We start from the raw sequence: 20,954 nt of genomic DNA, 5'->3' as shown, positions 1-20,954 counted from the left end.
GAGATCCCCGGGAACGTAACAGCGCACCCAAAGGTGCATCTACGCGCGAAGATTCAATGATTCGCAAATTCCCTGGCACCCCGCGAGAGGCGCGGGGAACTGCTCCCCCACAACCACAGCGGCGCCGCAGCCGACATGCACCGGACAGGGCACAAGATCTCGTCCGGACACGGAAGAGGCACAGGCGACAGGCCCGGAAGCACTATGGTCGGTGACACGCACGCCGCGCAGGCGCAGGCGCAGGTGCCGGCGCAAGCACAGTGCGGCGCAGGTGCGGGCGTAGACACAGGCGCAGGCACCAGAAGGCACGTCACAGTCACGGGGAAGGCACGGTGAGCACGGTGAGCACGCGCAGGCCCCCCGCGGCCGGTCAGCACCCAGGTGCCCCGGGCCGCCCGGCACCGGCGAAGGGCTCCCCGCGGCAGCCGCCCCGCGCGGCGCTCTCCCGCCCGCTGTTCGACCCGTTGGCGGCGGTCCGCGCCGCAGGCGACCCGCGCTGGGACGTCTATCTGACCGGCACCGTCTTCCTCGACATCATCTTCACCGGGCTCGACTCGGCACCCGTACGCGGTACCGAGTCCTGGGCCCGCGGTATGGGCTCCTCGCCCGGCGGCATCGCCAACATGGCCACCGCGCTCGCCCGGCTCGGCCTGCGCACCTCGCTGGCCGCCGCGTTCGGCGACGACATGTACGGCGACTACTGCCGCGAGGAGTTGGAGGCGGGCGAAGGCATCGACCTCTCCCTCTCGCACACCGTCCCCGGCTGGCACTCGCCCGTGACCGTCTCGATGGCCTACGAGGGCGAGCGCACGATGATCTCGCACGGGCACGAGGCGCCGCCCAAGAACGCCGCCACCGCCTACGACCCGGACGCGCCCGAGTGCCCGCCCCCGGCCACCGCCTGCGTCTCCTCGCTGGTGCCGGGCCGCGCCCAGGAGTGGATCGCGACCGCCGCGCGGCGCGGCAGCCGGATCTTCGCCGACGTCGGCTGGGACGAGACCGGCCGCTGGGATCTGGCGGCCCTGGCCGAGCTGCCCCACTGCGAGGCGTTCCTGCCCAACGCCGTCGAGGCCATGCGCTACACCCGCGCCGAGACCCCGCAGGCGGCCGCGCACGCCCTGGCCGAGCGGGTGCCGGTTGCCGTGGTCACCATGGGGGCCGACGGCGCCTACGCCGTGGACGCGGGCAGCGGCGAGACGGCCACCGTGCCGGGCATCGCCGTGGAGGCGCTGGACACCACGGGCGCCGGTGATGTGTTCGTTGCGGGCTTCGTCACCGGCAGCCTCGCCGGCTGGCCGCTGGCCGACCGGCTCGCCTTCGCGGGGCTGACCGCCGCGCTGTCCGTACAGGAGTTCGGCGGCTCCCTGTCGGCGCCCGGCTGGCCCGAGATCGCCGCCTGGTGGCACCGGGTGGGCTCCCAGGAGCCCGGCTGCCGCCACTACGGCTTCCTGAGCCGCATCCTCACGGATTGCTCCGCGTCGAGGCCGCCCCGCCGCGCGGTGCCCACGCTGGGCTTCCGTGAGCGGGAGGGCTGACGGCGTCCGCCGAGCGTGACAGCGGGCAGGGCGCCCTCACCAGCCCGTACGAAAACCAGGCCGGCCCGGCCCCGGGGGCGTCGTACCCTGGAGCCGTAGTGGAAGTACGGCGCAGCGAGGGAGATGAGCAGGCCCCAGAGGCCGCCCATGACGCAGACAACCCCATCCCAGGCCGGATCCGGGCAGGAAACAGCCCGCTTCACCGTGCCACCCAGCCACCCCATGGTGACGGTGCTGGGCTCCGGAGACTCTCTGCTGCGCGTGATCGAGGACGCGTTCCCCGGTACGGACATCCATGTCCGGGGCAACGAGATCAGCGCCACCGGTAACCCGGCGGAGGTCGCCCTTGTCCAGCGCCTTTTCGACGAGATGATGCTGGTGCTGCGCACCGGCCAGCCGATGACGGAGGACGCGGTGGAGCGCTCGATCTCCATGCTGCGCGCGCAGGAGAACGGCACGGGCGCCGTCGACGAGACGCCCGCCGAGGTGCTCACCCAGAACATCCTCTCCAACCGGGGCCGCACGATCCGTCCCAAGACGCTCAACCAGAAGCGCTATGTGGACGCCATCGACAAGCACACGGTGGTCTTCGGGATCGGCCCGGCCGGCACCGGCAAGACGTATCTCGCGATGGCCAAGGCGGTGCAGGCCCTCCAGGCCAAGCAGGTCACGCGCATCATCCTGACCCGCCCTGCGGTCGAGGCGGGCGAGCGGCTCGGCTATCTGCCGGGCACGCTCTACGAGAAGATCGACCCGTATCTGCGGCCGCTGTACGACGCCCTGCACGACATGCTCGACCCCGACTCGATCCCCCGTCTGATGGCCGCCGGAACGATCGAGGTGGCACCACTGGCCTATATGCGGGGTCGCACGCTCAATGATGCGTTCATCATTCTGGACGAGGCGCAGAACACCAACCCCGAGCAGATGAAGATGTTCCTCACCCGGCTCGGCTTCGACTCGAAGATCGTGATCACGGGCGATGTGACCCAGATCGACCTGCCGGGCGGGACCAAGAGCGGGCTGCGCCAGGTCAGGGAGATCCTGGAAGGGGTGGAGGACGTCCACTTCTCGCTGCTGACCAGCACGGACGTGGTCCGGCACAAGCTGGTGGGCCGTATCGTCGACGCGTACGACCGCTACGACAGCGCCCAGCAGCAGGCGGGCCCCGCCGAGGGCGGCGGCGCGAGCGGCAGTGCGCCCGCAGGCCGTGGCAACCGCAAGAGGAAGTAACCGGCAGACACCATGTCGATCGATGTCAACAACGAGTCCGGCCGCCGGGTCGACGAGGAGGCGGTGCTCGACATCGCCCGCTACGCCCTGGCCCGGATGCGTATCCATCCGCTGTCGGAGCTGTCGGTGATCGCGGTCGACGCGGACACCATGGAGCAACTGCACCGGCAGTGGATGGAGCTTCCTGGGCCCACGGATGTGATGTCCTTCCCGATGGACGAGCTGCGTCCGCCGTCCCGGGACGAGGAGGAGCCCCCGCAGGGCCTCCTCGGTGACATCGTGCTGTGCCCCGAGGTGGCCGAGAAGCAGGGCGCCGACGCGCCGACGAAGCACTCCATGGACGAGGAGCTGCAACTGCTCACCGTGCACGGGGTGCTGCACCTGCTCGGGTACGACCACGAGGAGCCCGGCGAGCGGGCCGAGATGTTCGGCCTGCAGTCCGCGATCGTGGACGGCTGGCGCGCCGAGCACGGCCTGTCCGGGCCCTCCCCCACGCCCACCACGACGTCGTGAGTGCTCCGCTCGCCGCCGCCGTCTTCCTGCTGGTGATCGTGGCGTGGCTGGCCGCCTGCGCCGAGGCGGGCCTGGCGCGCACCACCAGCTACCGGGCTGAGGAGGCGGTACGCCAGGGCCGGCGCGGCGGCGCCAAGCTGGCCGCGGTCGCCGCGGAGCCCACCCGCTACCTCAACCTGGCACTGCTGCTGCGGGTGGCCTGCGAGGTGGCGGCCGGGGCGCTGGTGACGTACGCCTGCTTGCGGGCCATCGAGGGCACCTGGGAGGCGCTGGCCGTCGCCATAGGGGTGATGGTGTTCGTCTCCTATGTCGCCATCGGGGTCTCGCCGCGCACCATCGGCCGCCAGCATCCGCTGAACACGGCAACGGCCGCCTCGTACGTACTGCTGCCGCTGGCCCGCATCCTGGGCCCGGTGCCGCAGTTGCTGATCCTGCTCGGGAACGCGCTCACGCCGGGGAAGGGGTTCCGCAAGGGACCGTTCGCCAGTGAGGCGGAGCTGCGCGCCATGGTGGATCTCGCCGAGCGGGAGTCGCTGATCGAGGCGGAGGAGCGGAAGATGGTGCACTCCGTCTTCCAGCTCGGCGACCGGCTGGTGCGCGAGGTGATGGTGCCGCGTACGGACCTGATCACCATCGAGCGGTTCAAGACGATCCGACAGGCGCTGACGCTGGCGCTGCGCTCGGGTTTCTCGCGTATCCCGGTGGTCGGGGAGAGCGAGGACGACGTGGTGGGCATCGTCTACCTCAAGGACCTGGCGCGGAAGGTGCACATCAGCCGGGACGCGGAGAGCGAGCTGGTCTCCACCGCCATGCGGCCCGCCACCTTCGTGCCCGACACCAAGAACGCGGGCGATCTGCTGCGGGAGATGCAGAAGGACCGCATCCACGTCTCCGTGGTGATCGACGAGTACGGCGGCACGGCCGGAATCGTCACCATCGAGGACATCCTGGAGGAGATCGTCGGGGAGATCGCCGACGAGTACGACCGCGAGCTGCCGCCCGTCGAGGAACTGGGCGAGGGCCGCTACCGGGTCACCGCGCGGCTGGACATCGGCGACCTGGGCGAGCTGTTCGGGCTGACGGGGCTGGACGACGAGGACGTGGAGACGGTCGGCGGCCTGCTCGCCAAGTCGCTGGGCCGGGTGCCGATCGCCGGTGCGACCACCACGGTCGATGTGTCCCAGGACCACTCCGACCCCACCCTGACGGGGCTGCGGCTGACGGCCGAGTCCCCGGCGGGCCGCCGGAACAAGATCGTGACGGTGCTCGTGGAGCCGGTCCGCGAGCCCGTGCTCGCGGACGGCGGCGAGGGCTCGGCGGGCCCTGCCCTCGGCGAAGGCTGACACCCCGACGGCCGGTCTCCGGGCGGCCGGCGTCCGGGCGGGGCGGCGTCCGGGCGGGGCGGCGTCCGGGCGGGGCGGCGTCCGGGCGGGGCGGCGTCCGGGCGGCCGGCCGGTGTCAGAGTCGGCACCTACGCTTTCGACCATGACGCCGGACGAGCTGAAAGCCTGCTGCCTGGAGCAGAACGCTGCATGGGAGGACTTCCCATTCCCCGGGAACCCGGAGCTTTCCACGTTCAAGGTGGGGGCGAAGATCTTCGCCATCAGCGCCCTCGACCAGGCGCCGCTCCAGGTGAGCCTCAAATGCGATCCGGAGATCGCCCTCCAGTTGCGTGAGACCTACCCGGCGGTGCGTCCCGGGTGGCACCTCAACAAGCGCCACTGGAACACGGTGACCCTCGACGGGAGCATCCCCGACCGGGCCGTGAGGGAGATGGTCGAGGACTCCTACGACCTGGTGGTCGCCGGGCTGCCCCGGTGGGAACGGCTGCGGCTGGGACAGGCATGAGGGAACGGATGTGCGGCGCCGTCCGCCACCTGTGTTCGGGGGTCCTCGGCTCGCGGGCCGACGCTGCGGCTGATGGGTTGGGGGAGAGGCCGTCCGAAAGGCGATCCGATGCGCGCTGCTCGCTGCTCTCCCTTCGCCGGCACCCTGGCCGTCGCCGCCCTGCTGGCCCCGGCGGGCTGCGGCGACGGCGACGGCGGGAGCTCCGGCGAGACCTCGTCACCGTCACCCCCGCCGTCGAAGTCCGACGCCGGCCCGACAGGTTCGCCCTCACAGGCGGACGGGCCGCTGAGCGAACAGCAGACCCGTGCCGCGCTGCCGGCCGAGGGGAACCTGCCCGCCGGATGACACCACGCGGACCCGGACGACACCACGGCGGCGGGTGACGCACCCGACGATCTGAGCACCAAAGGCCGCAACTGCAAGCAGCTGTTCGACGCGCTCGGCGGTGATCTGGACCGGCACGAGGCACGGACCGACGCCTCCCGCGACTACCGGAAGAGCGCGAACGGCCCGTATCTGGCCACCGAGGTCGCCTCCTACGACGAGGAGGGCGGCGACGGCTCGAAGCGGGCCTTGAGCACCTTCAAGAGCGTGCGCGCCAGTTGTGAGAAGTTCACCGCGAAGACCGCCGTCACCCGGCTGAAAGCCGTCACGGAAGGGTGCGCCCCCTCCCCGACGGTGCCGCCGCCGGAGGGCGACTGAAGCGGGGCGCCCCCTCGCTAGCGTCGCCGACGGGCCAGGGTGAGGGCCACCAGGGTGCCGACGGCCAGCAGGACGACCGTGTCGGCGGCGAGGCCCAGTTTGATGCCGCCCAGGGTGGCGGCGTCAGCTGAGGTGCCGCCGCTGCGCAGGACGCCGGCCCAGCCGACGGACAGGGCGCTCAGCAGCGGGATACCGAGGGCCATGCCGAGCTGCATCGCGCTGGTGACCAGGGAAGTGGCGCGGCCCTGGTCGGCGTCGTCGAGGCCCGAGGTCGCGGTGACGCCATAGGTGACGACGGCCACCAGGTGCAGCCCGCTGGCGAGCGAGACGGCGACCACGACCAGCCACAGCCCGCTCCCGGTGCCCAGACCCAGCAGTGCCGCCGTCAGCGCGCCCTGGCCGAAGAGGCCCAGCGCGAGGGTGCGCGGGGCACCGATACGGCGGGCGATCCGGGGTGCGAGGGCGCCGCCCGCGACGGAGGCGAGGCCCTGCACCCCGAAGACGAGCCCGGAGACGAGCGCGGAGACGCCCAGCAGGTCCTGGAGGTAGAGCGTCATCAGGAAGACGACGGCGGTCATCATCGAGACGGTGACGAGCCCGGCGAGGTTGCCGAAGGCGACCGAGGGGCGGCGCAGCATCCACAGCGGCAGCAGCGGCTCGGCGCTGCGGGACTCCACCCGCACGAACAGGACGAGCAGCAGCAGGCCCGCGACGATGGCGACCAGCACATCGGGCCGCGAGAAGCCCTCCTCGGCCGCGGTGGACAGCCCGTAGACGATGCCGAAGAGCCCACCGGTCACGGTCAGTGCCCCGGGCACGTCCAGCCGGGTGCGCTCGCCACGGCTCTCGGTCAGCAGCCGGGGGGCGGCCAGCAGCACCAGTACGCCGCCCACCCCGAGCAGGCCCATGGTGGAGCGCCAGCCGAGAGTGTCGGTGAGGACGCCGCCGACGACCATGCCGACGGTGAAGCCCAGTGCCATCAGGGACCCGTTGATGCTCAGCGCCTTGGTGCGCTTGGGGCCCTCGGCGAACGAGGTGGTGATCAGCGCCATGCCGGTGGGCACCAGCGCGGCCGCGCCGAGCCCCTGCAGGGCACGTCCGGCCAGGAAGAGCGGCGCGGTCGGCGCGAGCGCGGCCAGTACCGAGGCGCCGGTGAAGAGGGCCAGCCCGGTCAGGAACGTACGGCGGCGGCCCAGTTGGTCGCCGAGGCGGCCGAAGAGCAGCAGGAAGCTGCCGGTGGGCAGGGCGAACGCGGTCACGGCCCACTGCAGTCCGGCCTCACCCAGGCCCAGGTCGGGGCCGAGGACGGGCAGCGCGACATTGAGTACCGAGAAGTCGAGCGCGACGAGGAACTGCGAGGCGCACAGCACCACCAGCAGCAGAATCTCGCGCGGCGTGAACCGGTGGGACACGGACGAGGGTTCGGGACGGACGGGGGAGGTTTCGGTGACGGTTTCGGCGACCGGCGCGGGCGCGGTCGTCTCCGGTACGGAGGCGGTCGTTGGCATGATCACAGCCTGCTGGCGCGGAACACCCCGTGGGGAGCTGCTGTTTATGGTGGTGCCCGCACCACCAGCCAGGAGGGGGATCAGGTGGCCAGTGCCACGAGGAGTCGAGCGGAGCGGAACCGGCGCGGTGAGGAGTTGCGTACGTTCCTGCGCTCCCGCAGGGCCCGGGTCTCGCCGGCGGAGGCCGGACTGCCCGAGGGCGGTCCCCGTCGCAGGACGCCCGGACTGCGCCGGGAGGAGGTGGCCGTGCTCGCCGGTGTGGGTGCCTCCTGGTACCAGTGGCTGGAACAGGGCCGGGACATCAGCGTCTCGCCGCAGGTCCTCGACGCGGTGGCGCGGGTGCTGCGGATGAACCCCGCCGAGCGCCGCCACCTGTACGTCCTGGCGGGGCTGAACCCGCCGCTGCCCGAGTCCGAACACGACCGCGACCACCTGTGCGCCGGGATGCAGCGGCTGATGGACGGCTGGATGCCGTACCCGGCGCACATCATGGACCCGTACTACAGCGCCGTCGGGCTGAACGAGGCGGCACGGCTGGCGTTCAATCTGGAAGTGCAGAACAACTGCGTCATCAACTTCTTCTGCGACGCGCGTTACCGCGCCCGCGCCGTCAGCTGGGAGGAGAACGCGCCGGTCGTTGTCGCCGAGCTGCGTGCCTCGCTGGCCGAGTGGCCCGAGGACGAAGGGTTCCAGCTGCTGCTGGAGGAGCTGCTGGAGAACAGCACCGAGTTCCGCGCGCTGTGGGAGCTGGGGAACGTGTGCCGTCCCGGGCAGCGGCTCAAGGAGCTGGACCATCCGGTGGTGGGCGCGCTGTACTTCGAGTCGACCACGCTCCAGGTGCCGGCCCGGCCCGACCTCAGGCTCATCCTGCACAACCCGGTGCCCGGCACCGGAACGGCGGAGAAGCTCCAGCGGCTGGCGGAGCCGGGTGTACGGCGTGCGGCGATGCGCCAGGTCGCGGGCTGAGCCACCCGGCAGCGCTGTCGGTGGCACCGCATATGCTCGCCGTCATGAGTGACCAGAGCACCGCCGGGCTGGACCCGGAAGACCGCAAGATCGTCACCCTGGCGCGCAGCGCCCGCGCGCGCAACGCCGTCCCGGAGGGCGCAGCCGTACGGGACGAGACGGGGCGCACCTATGTCGCCGGGTCGGTCGCGCTGCCCTCGCTCCGGCTGTCCGCGCTGCGCACGGCCGTGGCGATGGCGGTGGCCTCGGGCGCCACGTCCCTGGAGGCGGCGGCGGTGGTCTCCGACGCCGCCCAGGTCCCGGCCGAGGATCTGGCGACCGTACGCGACCTGGGCGGCCCCGCCACCCCCGTCCTCCTGGCGGGTCCGGACGGGGAGGTGCACACCACGGTGACGGCGGGCTGAGGTCACCCCCGCACACCCAGCGCCGCCGTCAGGGACAATGGTCGTCATGAACGCATCTTCCGCCCCCGCCAGCAAGACAGAAGGCGGCACCCCTCACGAAGACCGACCGCACCGGTCGGGCTTCGCCTGCTTCGTCGGCCGCCCCAACGCGGGCAAGTCGACGCTGACCAACGCGCTGGTGGGCACGAAGGTCGCGATCACCTCCACCCGGCCGCAGACCACCCGGCACACGGTGCGCGGCATCGTGCACCGCCCCGAGGCACAGCTCGTCCTCGTGGACACCCCCGGTCTGCACAAGCCCCGCACGCTGCTCGGCGAGCGCCTCAACGACGTGGTGCGCACCACATGGGCCGAGGTCGACGTCATCGGCTTCTGTGTGCCGGCCGACCAGAAGATCGGCCCGGGTGACCGCTTCATCGCGAGTGAGCTGGCCGAGCTGAAGAAGCGCACGCCCAAGGTCGCCGTGGTCACCAAGACCGACCTGGTCACCAAGGAGGCGCTCGCTGAGCAGCTGCTCGCCGTGGACCAGCTCGGGCGGGAGCTGGGCATCGAGTGGGCTCAGATCGTCCCGGTCTCCGCCACCGAGGGCTCACAGGTGGACCTGCTGGCCGAGCTGCTGGTGCCGCTGCTGCCCGAGGGGCCGCCGCTGTACCCGGACGGCGATCTGACGGACGAGCCCGAGCAGGTCATGGTCGCCGAGCTGATCCGCGAGGCGGCGCTGGAGGGCGTACGGGACGAGCTGCCGCACTCGATCGCGGTGGTGGTCGAGGAGATGGTGCCCCGCGAGGACCGCCCGGCGGACCGCCCGCTGCTGGATGTGCACGCCAACATCTTCATCGAGCGGCCCAGCCAGAAGGGCATCGTCATCGGCCCCAAGGGCAAGCGCCTCAAGGAGGTGGGCAGCACCTCGCGGCGGCATATCGAGGCGCTGCTGGGGACGCCCGTCTACCTCGATCTGCATGTCAAGGTCGCCAAGGACTGGCAGCGCGATCCCAAGCAGCTGCGCAGGCTCGGCTTCTGAGTCCTTCCGCCGCCGGGCGGCGTCAGGCCCGCTTGGGCACCGGAATGCGCATCAGGTCCCGCGCCGCCGTCAGTTCGCCCTCGAACCCGGCGGCCCGGGCTTCGGCGGCGAACAGCGCGGTGTCCTGGTAGCGCTGCGAGAAGTGGGTCAGCACCAGGTGCCGTACGCCGCACTCGGCGGCGACCCGACCGGCCTGAAATGCCGTCAGGTGCCCGGAGAGCTCGGCCAGTTCCGCGTCGGCCTGCAGGAACGTCGACTCGATGACGAGCATGTCGCAGCCGTCGGCCAGCTCGTGGACGCCCTCGCACAGCCGGGTATCCATGACGAAGGCGAAGCGCTGTCCCCGCCGTGGCTCGCTGACCTCCTCCAGCTGTACGCCGCGCAGCTCACCCTCGCGCTGGAGACGGCCGACGTCCGGGCCGCTGATACCGTGCGCCGCCAGCCGCTCGGGCAGCATCCGGCGTGCGTCCGGCTCCGTCAGCCGGTACCCGAAGGTGTCGATCCGGTGCGAGAGCTGCCGCGCCTCCAGAGTGAAGGGCACCTGTGGCTCATCGGCGCCGCCGGCGAGCGTCCCGGGCTCGCTGACGGGCGCCTCGCGCAGCCGCACCGTGTCGTGGAACGGCGTGGCATGGCGCAGCCGCTCGAAGTAGTGGCGCCCGCTCGCCGGAAAGTACGCCGTCACCTCGTGCGGCACCCCGTCGAGGCTCATGTGCTGGATGATCCCGGGCAGTCCGAGCGCGTGGTCACCATGGAAGTGCGTCAGGCAGATACGGGTCAGATCGTGCGCGGCGACGGAGGTGTGCAGCATCTGCCGCTGGGTGCCCTCACCCGGGTCGAAGAGGATGCCCTCGCCGTCCCACAGCAGCACATACCCGTTGTGGTTGCGCTGCCGGGTGGGCACCTGACTCGCGGTGCCCAGTACGACCAGCTCGCGGACCGACACCCCGGCTCACCACCCCGTCTCGGCGGACCTCACCCGGGCGGCCATTCGAGGCCACGGCCCCCGAGCACGTGCGCATGCGCGTGGAAGACCGTCTGGCCCGCGCCCGAACCGGTGTTGAAGACCACCCGGTACCCGGTGCCGGGGCCGCCGTCCGCCACCGCGATCTTCTCCATCGCCGCGACCTCACCGGCCTCCTGCACCACATCGGCCATCAGCTGGGGCTCAGCGGTCGCGAGGGAGGCCGCGTCCGGGTAGTGCACCTTGGGGATCACCAGAACGTGGGTGGGCGCCTGCGGGTTGATGTCCCGGAACGCGACGGTCGTGTCGGTCTCCCGCACCAGCGTCGCGGGCACCTCACGTGCGACGATCTTGCAGAACAGGCAGTCCGGCTGCGGTTCTCCGTTGGAAGCCATGCCGGGATGTTACCCGAGCACCCGTCAGCGCCCCGGCGTGCGGCTCGGGGCCCGCCGCGCCCGCCCTCGCCCCAGGACCGCTTCCGGGTCCGGCCCGCGCCCGTTCGCTCAGCTCCAGCGGCCGCAGCGGGCGAGCACGACGGCGGCGGCAGCCGTACCGGCCGTCGAGGTCCGCAGCACGCTCGGCCCCAGCCGGAACGGCGCGGCACCCGCCTCGGCGAACAGCTCCAGCTCCTCCGGCGCTACCCCGCCCTCGGGTCCCACCACCAGCACGATCTCCCCCGCCACCGGCAGCTCGGCGGTGGCCAGCGGCGTGCTGCCCTCCTCGTGCAGCACGCCGGCGAAGTCCGCGGACTCCAGCAGTTCGGCGACCTGGCGGGAGGAGGCAAGCTCGGTCACCTCGGGGAAGCGGAGCCGACGCGCCTGTTTCCCGGCCTCCCGCGCGGTGTTCCGCCACTTGGCCAGCGCCTTGGCCGCCCGCTCGCCCTTCCACCGGGTCACCGCGCGCGACGCGGCCCACGGAACGACGGCGTCCACGCCCGTCTCCGTCATCGTCTCCACGGCCAACTCGCCGCGGTCGCCCTTGGGCAGCGCCTGGACGACGGTGAGCCTGGGGCGCGGTTCCGGCTCGTGGCGGACCTCGCGGACGTCGACCGTCAGCCGGTCCTTGCCCTCGGCGGCTGTCACGCTCCCGTACGCGCCCCTTCCCGCGCCGTCCGTCAGCACGACCTCCTCGCCAGGGCGCAGCCTGCGTACCGAGACGGCGTGCCGCCCCTCCGGCCCGTCCAGCACCACCGGGCCCGGCCGCAGCAGACCGGAGTCGGCGAGAAAGACCGGCGCGCTCACGAGGCCGCCTCCGACAGCGCGGCACGCGCCTCGGCGAGCTCCGTCACCAGCACCTCCACCAGCTCCCCGGCGGGCAACTCCCGGGCCAGCCGGTGCCCCTGACCCGCCCACAGCGCCATCGCCTGCGGGTCCCCCGCCTTCGCCGCCGCCCTGCGCAGACCCGCCGTCAGATGGTGGAGCTGCGGATAGGCGGCGGGCGCGTAGGGGCCGTGCTCCCTGACGAAACGGTTGACCAGCCCTCGCGCCGGACGCCCGGAGAACGCCCGGGTCAGCTCGGTGCGGGTGAAGAGCGGATCGGTCAGTGCCCGCTTGTGCAGCGGATGTGCCCCGGACTCCTCGGTGGCCAGAAAGGCGGTGCCCAACTGCGCCGCCACCGCACCGGCGGCCAGGACGGCGGCGATCTGCTCTCCGCGCATCAGCCCGCCCGCGGCGACCAGCGGGAGCCGCACCGCCTCCCTGACCTGCGTGAGGAGTGACAGCAGCCCGATACCGCCGCTCCCCCGGTCGCCCTGCGCGTCGTCGCGGTGGGTGCCCTGGTGTCCGCCCGCCTCTATGCCCTGCAGGCACACGGCGTGCGCACCGGCCGCCTGCACGGCGCTCGCCTCGGCGACCGACGTCGCGGTCACCATGGTGCGGGTGCCCAGCCCCGCGAACCGCTCCAGCACCCGGGGGGCGGGGCAGCCGAAGTGGAAGGAGACGACGGGTACGGGGTCGTCGAAGAGTATCGCCAGCTTCGCCTCGTACGCGTCGTCCGTCATGCAGTCGGTGTCGCCCAGCTCCGTCTCGTACCAGGTGGCCTCACCGGCGAGCTGTTCGCGGTAGACGTCGACCGCGGACGGGTCGGTGGTAGGGGGCTGCGGCATGAAGAGGTTGACGCCGAACGGACGCCCCGTCAGCTGCCGGAGCTGCCGGATCTCCTCGTACATCGCCTCCGGCGTCTTGTAGCCGGCGGCCAGGAAACCCAGACCCCCCGCCTCGCTCACCGCCGCGACCAGCTCGGGACGGGCGACCCCGCCTGCCATCGGCGCCTGGATGACGGGATGCGCAGTCAGCTCGGAGAGCGAGGGCGACGAGTTGGCCATGGCCACATCCTGTCACGCCCCCACCACGACCCGACCGCACCCACCCGGGGCACCCCCGGGCCCCGGCCGGGTTCAGCCGGCAGCGCCTCACCGTCCGTTACAGCACCCTCCGGGGGACAACCCCCGGACCCCCGGCCGGATCGGACAGCAGCGCCTCACCGTCCGTTACAGCACCCTCCGGGGGACAACCCCCGGACCCCCGGCCGGATCGGACAGCAGCGCCTCACCGTCCGTTACAGCACCCTCCGGGGGGCAACCCCCGGACCCCCGGCCGGATCGGACAGCAGCGCCTCACCGTCCGTTGAAGGCGTCCTTCAAGCGTGAGAAGAGGCCCTGCTGGCCCGGCTGGAACTGGCCCGTCGGGCGCTCCTCGCCGCGCAGCTTGGCCAGACGACGCACAAGCTCCTCCTGCTCCGGCTCCAGCTTCGTCGGCGTCGTCACCTCCACGTGGACGATCAACTGACCACGACCGCCGCCACGCAGGTGAGTGATGCCCCGCTCATGCAGCGGAATCGACTGCCCGGACTGGGTGCCGGGCCGGATGTCCACCTCCTCCATGCCGTCCAGCGTCTCCAACGGCACCTTGGTGCCGAGAGCCGCGGCCGTCATGGGGATCGTGACAGTGCAGTGCAGGTCGTCACCCCGGCGCTGGAAGACCGGGTGGGAGTTCTCGTGGATCTCCACATACAGGTCGCCGGCCGGTCCGCCGCCCGGGCCGACCTCGCCCTCGCCGGCGAGCTGGATGCGGGTGCCGTTGTCCACACCGGCGGGGATCTTCACCGTCAGACTGCGCCGCGAGCGCACCCGGCCGTCGCCCGCGCACTCCGGGCAGGGGGTCGGCACCACGGTGCCGAAGCCCTGGCACTGGGGGCACGGCCTGGAGGTCATGACCTGGCCCAGGAAGGACCGGGTGACCTGGGAGACCTCGCCGCGGCCACGGCACATGTCGCAGGTCTGCGCCGAGGTGCCGGGCGCCGCGCCGTCACCGTTGCAGCTGTTGCAGACGACGGCGGTGTCGACCTGGATGTCCTTGGTGGTGCCGAACGCCGCCTCTTCCAGGTCGATGTCCAGCCGGATCATGGCGTCCTGGCCCCGGCGGGTGCGCGAGCGCGGGCCGCGCTGCGCCGCCGTACCGAAGAAGGCGTCCATGATGTCGCTGAAGTTGCCGAAGCCCGCGCCGAAGCCGCCGGCTCCGCCGCCCGCCGCGCCCGAGGCCGGGTCCCCGCCCAGGTCGTAGACCTGCTTCTTCTGCGGGTCCGAGAGCACCTCGTAAGCGGTGTTGATCTCCTTGAACCGCTCCTGGGTCTTCGGGTCCGGGTTGACGTCCGGGTGCAGCTCGCGCGCGAGTCTGCGGAACGCCTTCTTGATCTCGTCCTGCGAGGCGTCACGCTGCACGCCGAGGACCGCGTAGTAGTCCGTCGCCACTTATGACTCCGCCAGGATCTGTCCGACGTACCGTGCCACTGCGCGTACAGCTCCCATCGTTCCGGGGTAGTCCATGCGGGTCGGTCCGACCACGCCGAGTTTGGCGACTGCTTCGTCGCCCGAACCGTAACCGACCGAGACGACCGATGTGGAACTCAGTCCCTCGTGCTGGTTCTCATGCCCGATTCGTACGGTCATACCCGGGTCCTTGGCTTCTCCGAGCAGCTTCAGCAGGACCACCTGCTCCTCCAGCGCCTCCAGCACGGGCCGGATGGTGAGCGGGAAGTCGTGCCCGAAGCGGGTCAGATTGGCGGTGCCGCCGATCATCAACCGCTCCTCGGTCTCCTCGACCAGGGTCTCCAGCAGGGTGGCCAGCACCGTCTGGATCGTGCCTCTGTCGTCGGCGTCGAACGCCTCCGGCAGGTCCTGCACCAGGGACGGGACCTCGGTGAAGCGCTCGCCGACGACCCGGCTGTTGAGCCGGGCGCGCAGGTCCGCCAGGACCGTCTCCCCGATCGGCGCCGGGCAGTCGATCATCCGCTGCTCGACCCGCCCGGTGTCGGTGATCAGCACCAGCATCAGCCGCGCGGGCGCCAGCCCCAGCAGCTCCACGTGGCGCACCGTCGAACGGGTCAGCGACGGGTACTGCACCACGGCCACCTGCCGGGTGAGCTGCGCGAGCAGCCGTACCGTACGGCCGACGACGTCGTCGAGGTCGACGGCGCCCTCCAGGAAGTTCTGGATGGCGCGCCGCTCGGGCGACGAGAGCGGCTTGACACCGGCGAGCTTGTCGACGAAGAGGCGGTACCCCTTGTCGGTGGGGATACGGCCCGCGCTGGTGTGCGGCTGGGCGATGTACCCCTCTTCCTCCAGCGCCGCCATGTCGTTGCGGACGGTGGCCGGGGACACCTTCAGGTTGTGACGCTCCGTGAGGGCTTTGGAGCCCACCGGCTCCTCCGTCCCCACATAGTCCTGGACGATGGCGCGGAGGACTTCAAGTCGACGCTCGCTGAGCAAGGCGCACACCTCCCGTCCGGCCGCTGTCTTCAGTCCCGTTCCTGGCGGTCTGTCTCTGGCACTCTTCGTGCCGGAGTGCCAAGTCCCTGAGCCAGTGTACGGCCGGTCACCACGGCCAGGGCAAGGGCCGCCTGATCGCAGGCCCGACCGTACCGCGCCACCTGGCCCCGCCCGCTCCTTTCGGTGCGCCGAGGGGCGGTGCGCCGAGGGCGCGGTCGACGGGCTGCGGTTAGCGTCGTCCTATGCAGCCGTTCGGGGAAGACACCAGGCAGAATTCGTCGGCCGGTGACGCCGGTGACCGGCGCTGGGAGCAGCTCGCGCCCGGAGTGCTGCGGCGCAGACTGCCGCAGTGGGACGCGACGGTGGGCGCCGTCAGCGGCGACGGCGGCGTGCTGCTGATCGACGCCGGGTCCTCGCTGCGGGAGGGCGCCGAGATCCGCGCGGAGGTGAGGGCACGGCTGGGGAACCGGGTGACGCGAGTGGTCCTCACCCATCCGCACTTCGACCACGTCTTCGGCACGGCCGTCTTCTCCGGCGCCGAGGTGTACGCGGCGGTCGGCGCCGCCGGGCTGCTGAGCCGGAACGCCGAGGTGCTGCGGGACGACGCCGTGGCGAACGGGCTGCTGGAGGACGAGGCCGCGGAGGCCGCCGATGTGCTGGTGCGCCCGCACCACGCGGTCAGCGGGCAGCTCACCCTCGATCTGGGCGGCGGGCGCGAGGCCGTACTGGTCAATGTCGGCCCCGCGCACACGGAGCACGACCTGGCCGTGCTGGTGCCCGGCACCCCCGACGTCGTCTTCTGCGGCGACCTGGTGGAGGAGTCCGGCACACCCCAGGCGGGACCCGACGCGCACCCCTCCCGCTGGCCCGCCGCGCTGGACCGGCTGCTCGCGCTGGGCGGCGAGGACGCGCTCTACGTACCGGGACACGGGGCAGTGGTCGACGCGCAGTTCGTCCGGGCACAACGGGAGGAGCTGGCACACCGGTTCGCGTCGTACGGGAGGTAGCCGCCCGGCACCGGACGCGTAGCAGAATGTGCGGCATGCGCAGCAGCCGTTACGACAACCCCGACCTCACGCCTCCCTGACCCCCTCCCCCGGGGAACAACCCCCGGACCCCCAGCCGCACCCACACCTCCCCGCACAGGACAGAGCACACAAATGCGCAGCCGTTACGACAACCCCGACCTCACGCCTCCCTGGAAGCGGCACCGGGCCGTGCCCGAGGTGGTGGCCGAGCGGGATCTTGTGGTGGAGGAGGTCGGCACCGGGTTCTGCGGGGCTGTCGTGCGGTGCGAGAAGACGGCCGAGGGGCCGACGGTCACCCTCGAGGACCGCTTCGGCAAGCACCGGGTCTTCCCGATGGCACCGGCGGGTTTTCTGCTGGAGGGGCGGACGGTGACGCTCGTACGCCCCCGGACCGGTTCCGGTGGCGCCGCCGCGGCGGCCGGGCCGCGGCTGACCGCCTCCGGCTCCCTGGCCGTGCCCGGCGCGCGGGCCAGGGTGGCGCGCGCCGGACGTATCTACGTCGAGGGACGGCACGACGCCGAGCTGGTCGAGAAGGTGTGGGGCGACGACCTGCGGATCGAGGGGGTGGTCGTGGAGTATCTGGAGGGCGTCGACGACCTGCCCGCCGTCGTCGAGGAGTTCTCGCCCGGTCCCGATGCCCGGCTCGGGGTGCTGGTCGACCACCTGGTGCCCGGCTCGAAGGAGTCGCGGATCGCCGCCGAGGTGAGCGGCGACCACGTCCTGGTGGTGGGACACCCCTATATCGACATCTGGGAAGCCGTGAAGCCGGAGTCCGCCGGCATCCGGGCCTGGCCTCGGGTGCCGCACGGCCAGGACTGGAAGACCGGGGTGTGCCGGGCGCTGGGCTGGCCCGAGAACACCGGCGCCGCCTGGCAGCGGCTGCTGGGCCGGGTCCGCACCTACAAGGACCTGGAACCCGCGCTTCTGGGCCGCGTCGAAGAACTGATCGACTTCGTCACCGTGTGACGGTGCGCACGTCGGCCGCAGCCCCGTAGGACGCCCGGCGGTGCCGGACAATGGGGAGCATGCCCTCCGCACTTCCCGACGGCGAGCCCGTGCCCCGCGACGGTTCGCTGCCCCCGCAGGCGCTCGACGGCGCCGCCGGCCGCCCGCTCGGCTTCTATCTGCACGTCCCGTACTGCGCCACCCGCTGCGGCTACTGCGACTTCAACACCTACACCGCAACCGAGCTGGGTGGAACCTCCCGTGAGGGCTACGCGGAGCAGGCCGTCGGGGAGATCCGGCTGGCCCGCAAGGTGCTCGGGGACGATCCACGCCGGGTCGAGACGGTGTTCGTCGGCGGCGGCACGCCCACCCTGCTCCCCGCCGCTGATCTGGGCCGGATGCTCGCGGCGGTCAGGGACGAGTTCGGGCTGGCCGACGGCGCCGAGGTCACCACCGAGGCGAACCCCGAGTCGGTGGACCCGGACTACCTCGCCGAGCTGCGCGACCAGGGCTTCAACCGGGTCTCCTTCGGTATGCAGAGCGCCCGCCCGCACGTACTGCGTGTGCTGGACCGTACGCACACTCCCGGGCGCCCCGAGGAGTGTGTCGCGGAGGCGCGCAAGGCCGGCTTCTCCCATGTGAACCTCGACCTGATCTACGGCACGCCGGGCGAGACGGACGAGGACTGGCGCGCCTCCCTGGACGCCGCGCTGGCCGCGGGCCCCGACCACATCTCCGCGTACGCGCTCATCGTGGAGGAGGGCACCCAGCTCGCCAGGCGTATCCGGCGGGGCGAGGTGCCGATGACCGACGACGACGTGCACGCGGACCGCTACCTGATCGCCGAGGAGCGGCTGACGGCGGCCGGTATGGAGTGGTACGAGGTCTCCAACTGGGCGGCCGGAAGCCGGCAGGCGGCCCGCTGCCGGCACAACGAGCTGTACTGGACGGGTGCCGACTGGTGGGGCGTCGGCCCCGGCGCGCACAGCCATGTGGGCGGGGTGCGCTGGTGGAACGTCAAGCACCCCGCCGCGTACGCGCAGGCGCTGGCCGAGGGCCGCTCGCCCGGCGCGGGGCGCGAGCTGCTCACCGCCGAGGACAGGCGCGTCGAGCGCATCCTGCTGGAGCTGCGGCTCAGCCGGGGCTGCCCGCTCTCGCTGCTCGCGCCACAGGGTGCGCGGGCTGCTCGGCGGGCCCGGGAGGAGGGCCTGCTGGAACCGGGCCCGTACGAGGAGGGGCGTGCGGTGCTCACGCTGCGGGGCCGCCTGCTGGCGGACGCGGTGGTCAGGGACCTGGTGGACTGAGCGGCGGGCCGGAGTTCCCCGGGGGGCGTCGTTTCCCGGTGCGGTCAGCCGTCGAGTACGGCCCCGGCCGGTTCCGGCACCCGCAGCACCAGCATGGCCAGGTCGTCGGCGGGCAGGTCCGGCGCGAAGGCGTACACCGCGCGGCGCAGGTGCGCGGCCGTGGCGGCTGCGTCCAGCCCCGTACAGTCGGCGAACCGGGTCGCGAGACCGTCACCGTCGTCGAACAGCCGGCGGCCGCTGCGGCGTTCGGTCACCCCGTCCGTGACGCACAGCAGGGTGTCACCGGGACGCAGCGTGAAGGACTGGCACTCGTAGCTGACCTGCTGTGCGACGCCCAGGAGCAACTGGGGCCGCGCGGCCGTCCACACCGTCCCTGCGGCGTCCCGGACGAGCGGCAGCGGGTGCCCGGCGCAAGTGAGCGTGCAGTCCACCAGCCCGTCCCGGAAGGACAGTTCGCCGTAGATGACCGACAGGAACCGCGCCTGCTCGCCCACCTCCCGGTTGAGCCTGTCCAGCGTCTCGGGAACCGAGTGGCCCTCCCTGGCGAGCAGCCGCAGCACGGGGCGGGCCAGTCCGGTGACCACGGCCGCCTCGGGGCCGTTCCCGCACACATCGCCGAGCGCGAAGCGCCAGCGGCCGTCGGGCAGCCGCAGCAGATCGTAGAAGTCGCCACCCGCCCAAGCGCCCTCGCCCGCCGGCTCGTAGACGAGCGCGGTGTCGAGGCCGGGTACGTGCATGTTCTCGCGAGGCAGCAGCCCGCGCTGGAGGATCTGGCTGATGTTCGCCTGGAGCGCGTAGCGGCGCGCGGAGAGCACGGCGAGCGCCACCCGGCGTGCGAAGTCCTCGACCAGGCCCAGCACTTCGTCCGGTATCCGCAGCAGCCCGGCGCGGCCCATCACCAGCGTGCCCACGGGGCGGCCGCCGACGACCAACTCGCACAGGACCGAGGCGCCCTGCGCGGTACCGTCCACCGCCTCGCCGGGCCGGCACCAGGGGGCCGCCTGGCCGGGCAGCACGCCAGGCGCGGGGACGGGCGGCCGTCCGGCGAGTCCGGCGCGCAGCTCCTCGATACGGCTCTCCTGCGCGTGCCAGACCCGGGCCAGCCTGGGCACCCGGGAGCGCTCGTCGTCGCGCAGCCATACGGCACACCAGTCGGCGAATCGCGGCACCATCAGCTGCCCGGCGAGCGAGGCGACCTTGTCCTCGTCGGTGTGCCCGGCCAGCAGATCGGACGCCTCGGCGAGGAAGGAGAGCGCGCCGTTGCCGGTCCACTCGCGGTACGCGTCCGAGGGGGCGGCCGGGGCCCGGCCGGGACAGGCCACCCCGGGATCGGCCCCGCCGGTCGGGAGCTCGCACGGCGCGGGGGTTACGGACGGCACGGGGGGTACGGACGGCACCGGTGTTGCGGACGACGCGAGTGTTCCGGACGGCGGGAATTCGCCATACCCGGGGGCGCCGGGCAGGCGTTCGCCGGGCGGGAGGTGGGGCGCCACCGTGCCCGGCTCGCCCTCGTCGGCCGTCAAAGCGTGTGGTGCGGGGCCGAGTTGGAACCATACGGCCTTACGGTCCCTGCGATAGCTGATGCCCCACTCCTTGGCCAGCGCCCCGACCAGCCGGAGCCCGTGGCCCTCCTCACCGTGCGCGGCCACCCGGCGGGCGGGGTGACGGTCGGCGACCTCCGCGTAGACGACCCCGGCGGCGTAGCGGCACTCCACATCGACCGAGGTACCCGCGTGCACGACGGCATTGGTCACCAGTTCGCTGACCAGTAACACCGTGTCCTCGGCGCAGGTACCGCGCACGCCCCATCCGTCGAGCACGGCGTGTGCGAAGCCGCGCGCGGCTCCGGCCGCGAGCGCGTTGCCCGGCAGTTCGGTACGGATGGCGTGCGGCAGTTCACCGCCGGGCTGTAACGCATCCGACGGAGGTGCCGCGGCCGTGCTGTCCGCGCTGTCCTGCCTGTCCGCCCCTGTGGTTCCCGCCTCGTCCGCGCTGTCCATCGCACCCCTCCCCGGGCTCTCCCCCGGGCACTCCCCCCGGCCGTTCCCTCACCGCGCTCGGCGCGGTAGAGCAAGGGTGACAGAAGGGGCCCGGTCATACGCACGGAGTCACGGAAATCGTGGCCGAACACCGCCGTTTTCCGCTGTGAACGGTTGACATCGGGCAGCTGCCGGGTAACCTGCTCGCCTTTCCAGATCCCGTTCCCGGTCCTTCTCCCCGG

Annotated in this window: 20 protein-coding genes; 12 read left to right on the top strand and 8 right to left on the bottom strand. The window is 72.3% G+C overall.

What is annotated here, in order from left to right; all coding sequences use genetic code 11:
• Positions 1-332 precede the first annotated feature (332 nt).
• The 6 genes from JW592_RS02680 to JW592_RS32445 all read left to right on the top strand — a co-directional run bounded on the left by JW592_RS02680 (position 333) and on the right by JW592_RS32445 (position 5,474).
• Positions 333-1,535, top strand: a complete 1,203-nt coding sequence (locus JW592_RS02680; protein ID WP_209263211.1) for a carbohydrate kinase family protein — start codon at positions 333-335, stop codon at positions 1,533-1,535.
• Positions 1,536-1,682: 147 nt separating this feature from the next.
• A complete protein-coding gene (locus tag JW592_RS02675; RefSeq protein ID WP_209263210.1) occupies positions 1,683-2,768 on the top strand; it encodes a PhoH family protein in 1,086 nt (361 codons plus the stop codon).
• Between the two features lie 12 nt (positions 2,769-2,780).
• A complete protein-coding gene (gene ybeY, locus JW592_RS02670) occupies positions 2,781-3,281 on the top strand; it encodes an rRNA maturation RNase YbeY (RefSeq protein ID WP_209263209.1) in 501 nt (166 codons plus the stop codon).
• Positions 3,278-4,624, top strand: a complete 1,347-nt coding sequence (locus tag JW592_RS02665; protein WP_209263208.1) for a hemolysin family protein — start codon at positions 3,278-3,280, stop codon at positions 4,622-4,624. Before ybeY ends, JW592_RS02665 begins: the two co-directional genes overlap by 4 nt.
• A gap of 142 nt (positions 4,625-4,766) precedes the next feature.
• The gene (locus JW592_RS02660) at positions 4,767-5,129 is read left to right on the top strand and encodes an MmcQ/YjbR family DNA-binding protein (RefSeq protein WP_209263207.1); all 363 of its coding nucleotides are present in this window, start codon (positions 4,767-4,769) and stop codon (positions 5,127-5,129) included.
• Between the two features lie 108 nt (positions 5,130-5,237).
• A complete protein-coding gene (locus JW592_RS32445; protein WP_229375087.1) occupies positions 5,238-5,474 on the top strand; it encodes a hypothetical protein in 237 nt (78 codons plus the stop codon).
• Between the two features lie 374 nt (positions 5,475-5,848).
• Here JW592_RS32445 and JW592_RS02650 read toward each other — a convergent pair whose 3' ends face one another.
• Positions 5,849-7,339 (bottom strand): MFS transporter, encoded by a 1,491-nt coding sequence (locus tag JW592_RS02650; protein WP_209263206.1) that lies wholly within the window; start codon positions 7,337-7,339, stop codon positions 5,849-5,851.
• 84 nt (positions 7,340-7,423) lie between these two features.
• Between JW592_RS02650 and JW592_RS02645 the strand changes: the two genes are divergently transcribed.
• From JW592_RS02645 to era, 3 genes are read left to right on the top strand one after another with little or no spacing between them, the layout of a single operon-like run.
• Entirely contained in the window at positions 7,424-8,305 is an 882-nt protein-coding gene (locus JW592_RS02645) for a helix-turn-helix transcriptional regulator (RefSeq protein ID WP_209263205.1), read from the top strand.
• Between the two features lie 32 nt (positions 8,306-8,337).
• Positions 8,338-8,709, top strand: coding sequence for a cytidine deaminase-like protein (locus JW592_RS02640; RefSeq protein WP_209263465.1), 372 nt, complete (start codon positions 8,338-8,340; stop codon positions 8,707-8,709).
• 46 nt (positions 8,710-8,755) lie between these two features.
• Positions 8,756-9,730: a GTPase Era gene (era, locus tag JW592_RS02635; RefSeq protein WP_209263204.1), complete on the top strand. Its 975-nt coding sequence runs from the start codon at positions 8,756-8,758 to the stop codon at positions 9,728-9,730.
• A gap of 22 nt (positions 9,731-9,752) precedes the next feature.
• Here the strand turns inward: era and JW592_RS02630 are convergent, their stop codons facing one another.
• The 6 genes from JW592_RS02630 to hrcA all read right to left on the bottom strand — a co-directional run bounded on the left by JW592_RS02630 (position 9,753) and on the right by hrcA (position 15,456).
• Positions 9,753-10,673 carry a ribonuclease Z gene (locus JW592_RS02630; protein WP_209263203.1) on the bottom strand — a complete coding sequence of 307 codons (921 nt, stop codon included), beginning with the start codon at positions 10,671-10,673 and terminating at the stop codon, positions 9,753-9,755.
• Between the two features lie 29 nt (positions 10,674-10,702).
• Complete coding sequence (locus JW592_RS02625; protein ID WP_209263202.1) at positions 10,703-11,086, bottom strand: histidine triad nucleotide-binding protein; 384 nt, start codon at positions 11,084-11,086, stop codon at positions 10,703-10,705.
• A gap of 108 nt (positions 11,087-11,194) precedes the next feature.
• Positions 11,195-11,932, bottom strand: coding sequence for a 16S rRNA (uracil(1498)-N(3))-methyltransferase (locus JW592_RS02620; protein ID WP_209263201.1), 738 nt, complete (start codon positions 11,930-11,932; stop codon positions 11,195-11,197).
• On the bottom strand, positions 11,929-13,014 hold the full coding sequence (locus tag JW592_RS02615) for a nitronate monooxygenase (protein WP_209263200.1): 1,086 nt from the start codon (positions 13,012-13,014) through the stop codon (positions 11,929-11,931). The genes JW592_RS02620 and JW592_RS02615 overlap by 4 nt, the downstream gene beginning before the upstream one ends.
• 291 nt (positions 13,015-13,305) lie before the next feature.
• Positions 13,306-14,439, bottom strand: a complete 1,134-nt coding sequence (gene dnaJ / locus JW592_RS02610; protein WP_209263199.1) for a molecular chaperone DnaJ — start codon at positions 14,437-14,439, stop codon at positions 13,306-13,308.
• Positions 14,440-15,456 carry a heat-inducible transcriptional repressor HrcA gene (gene hrcA / locus JW592_RS02605; protein ID WP_209263198.1) on the bottom strand — a complete coding sequence of 339 codons (1,017 nt, stop codon included), beginning with the start codon at positions 15,454-15,456 and terminating at the stop codon, positions 14,440-14,442.
• Positions 15,457-15,698: 242 nt separating this feature from the next.
• Here hrcA and JW592_RS02600 point away from each other — a divergent pair, with 242 nt between their 5' ends.
• The 3 genes from JW592_RS02600 (at position 15,699) to hemW (ending at position 18,733) form a co-directional block, all read left to right on the top strand.
• Complete coding sequence (locus tag JW592_RS02600; protein WP_209263197.1) at positions 15,699-16,463, top strand: MBL fold metallo-hydrolase; 765 nt, start codon at positions 15,699-15,701, stop codon at positions 16,461-16,463.
• Positions 16,464-16,616: 153 nt separating this feature from the next.
• Positions 16,617-17,450: a DUF3097 domain-containing protein gene (locus JW592_RS02595; RefSeq protein ID WP_209263196.1), complete on the top strand. Its 834-nt coding sequence runs from the start codon at positions 16,617-16,619 to the stop codon at positions 17,448-17,450.
• Between the two features lie 59 nt (positions 17,451-17,509).
• Positions 17,510-18,733, top strand: coding sequence for a radical SAM family heme chaperone HemW (gene hemW / locus JW592_RS02590; protein WP_209263195.1), 1,224 nt, complete (start codon positions 17,510-17,512; stop codon positions 18,731-18,733).
• Positions 18,734-18,777: 44 nt separating this feature from the next.
• Here the strand turns inward: hemW and JW592_RS02585 are convergent, their stop codons facing one another.
• A complete protein-coding gene (locus JW592_RS02585; protein ID WP_209263194.1) occupies positions 18,778-20,733 on the bottom strand; it encodes a SpoIIE family protein phosphatase in 1,956 nt (651 codons plus the stop codon).
• Positions 20,734-20,954: the final 221 nt, after the last annotated feature.

The sequence above is a fragment of the Streptomyces spirodelae genome, assembly GCF_017676385.1.
Taxonomy (GTDB): domain Bacteria; phylum Actinomycetota; class Actinomycetes; order Streptomycetales; family Streptomycetaceae; genus Streptomyces; species Streptomyces spirodelae.
The sequence above is the reverse complement of the archived record's forward strand: the minus strand, read 5'-3'. Positions and strand labels throughout refer to the sequence as shown.

Coding starts and splice junctions, on each gene's coding strand:
- JW592_RS02675 (WP_209263210.1), top strand. CDS start 1,683: ATGACGCAGACAACCCCATCCCAGGCCGGATCCGGGCAGGAAACAGCC.
- JW592_RS02585 (WP_209263194.1), bottom strand. CDS start 20,733: ATGGACAGCGCGGACGAGGCGGGAACCACAGGGGCGGACAGGCAGGAC.
- JW592_RS02595 (WP_209263196.1), top strand. CDS start 16,617: ATGCGCAGCCGTTACGACAACCCCGACCTCACGCCTCCCTGGAAGCGG.
- JW592_RS02640 (WP_209263465.1), top strand. CDS start 8,338: ATGCTCGCCGTCATGAGTGACCAGAGCACCGCCGGGCTGGACCCGGAA.
- JW592_RS32445 (WP_229375087.1), top strand. CDS start 5,238: ATGCGCGCTGCTCGCTGCTCTCCCTTCGCCGGCACCCTGGCCGTCGCC.
- JW592_RS02650 (WP_209263206.1), bottom strand. CDS start 7,339: ATGCCAACGACCGCCTCCGTACCGGAGACGACCGCGCCCGCGCCGGTC.
- JW592_RS02625 (WP_209263202.1), bottom strand. CDS start 11,086: ATGGCTTCCAACGGAGAACCGCAGCCGGACTGCCTGTTCTGCAAGATC.
- JW592_RS02615 (WP_209263200.1), bottom strand. CDS start 13,014: ATGGCCAACTCGTCGCCCTCGCTCTCCGAGCTGACTGCGCATCCCGTC.
- era (WP_209263204.1), top strand. CDS start 8,756: ATGAACGCATCTTCCGCCCCCGCCAGCAAGACAGAAGGCGGCACCCCT.
- hemW (WP_209263195.1), top strand. CDS start 17,510: ATGCCCTCCGCACTTCCCGACGGCGAGCCCGTGCCCCGCGACGGTTCG.
- JW592_RS02660 (WP_209263207.1), top strand. CDS start 4,767: ATGACGCCGGACGAGCTGAAAGCCTGCTGCCTGGAGCAGAACGCTGCA.
- ybeY (WP_209263209.1), top strand. CDS start 2,781: ATGTCGATCGATGTCAACAACGAGTCCGGCCGCCGGGTCGACGAGGAG.
- JW592_RS02600 (WP_209263197.1), top strand. CDS start 15,699: ATGCAGCCGTTCGGGGAAGACACCAGGCAGAATTCGTCGGCCGGTGAC.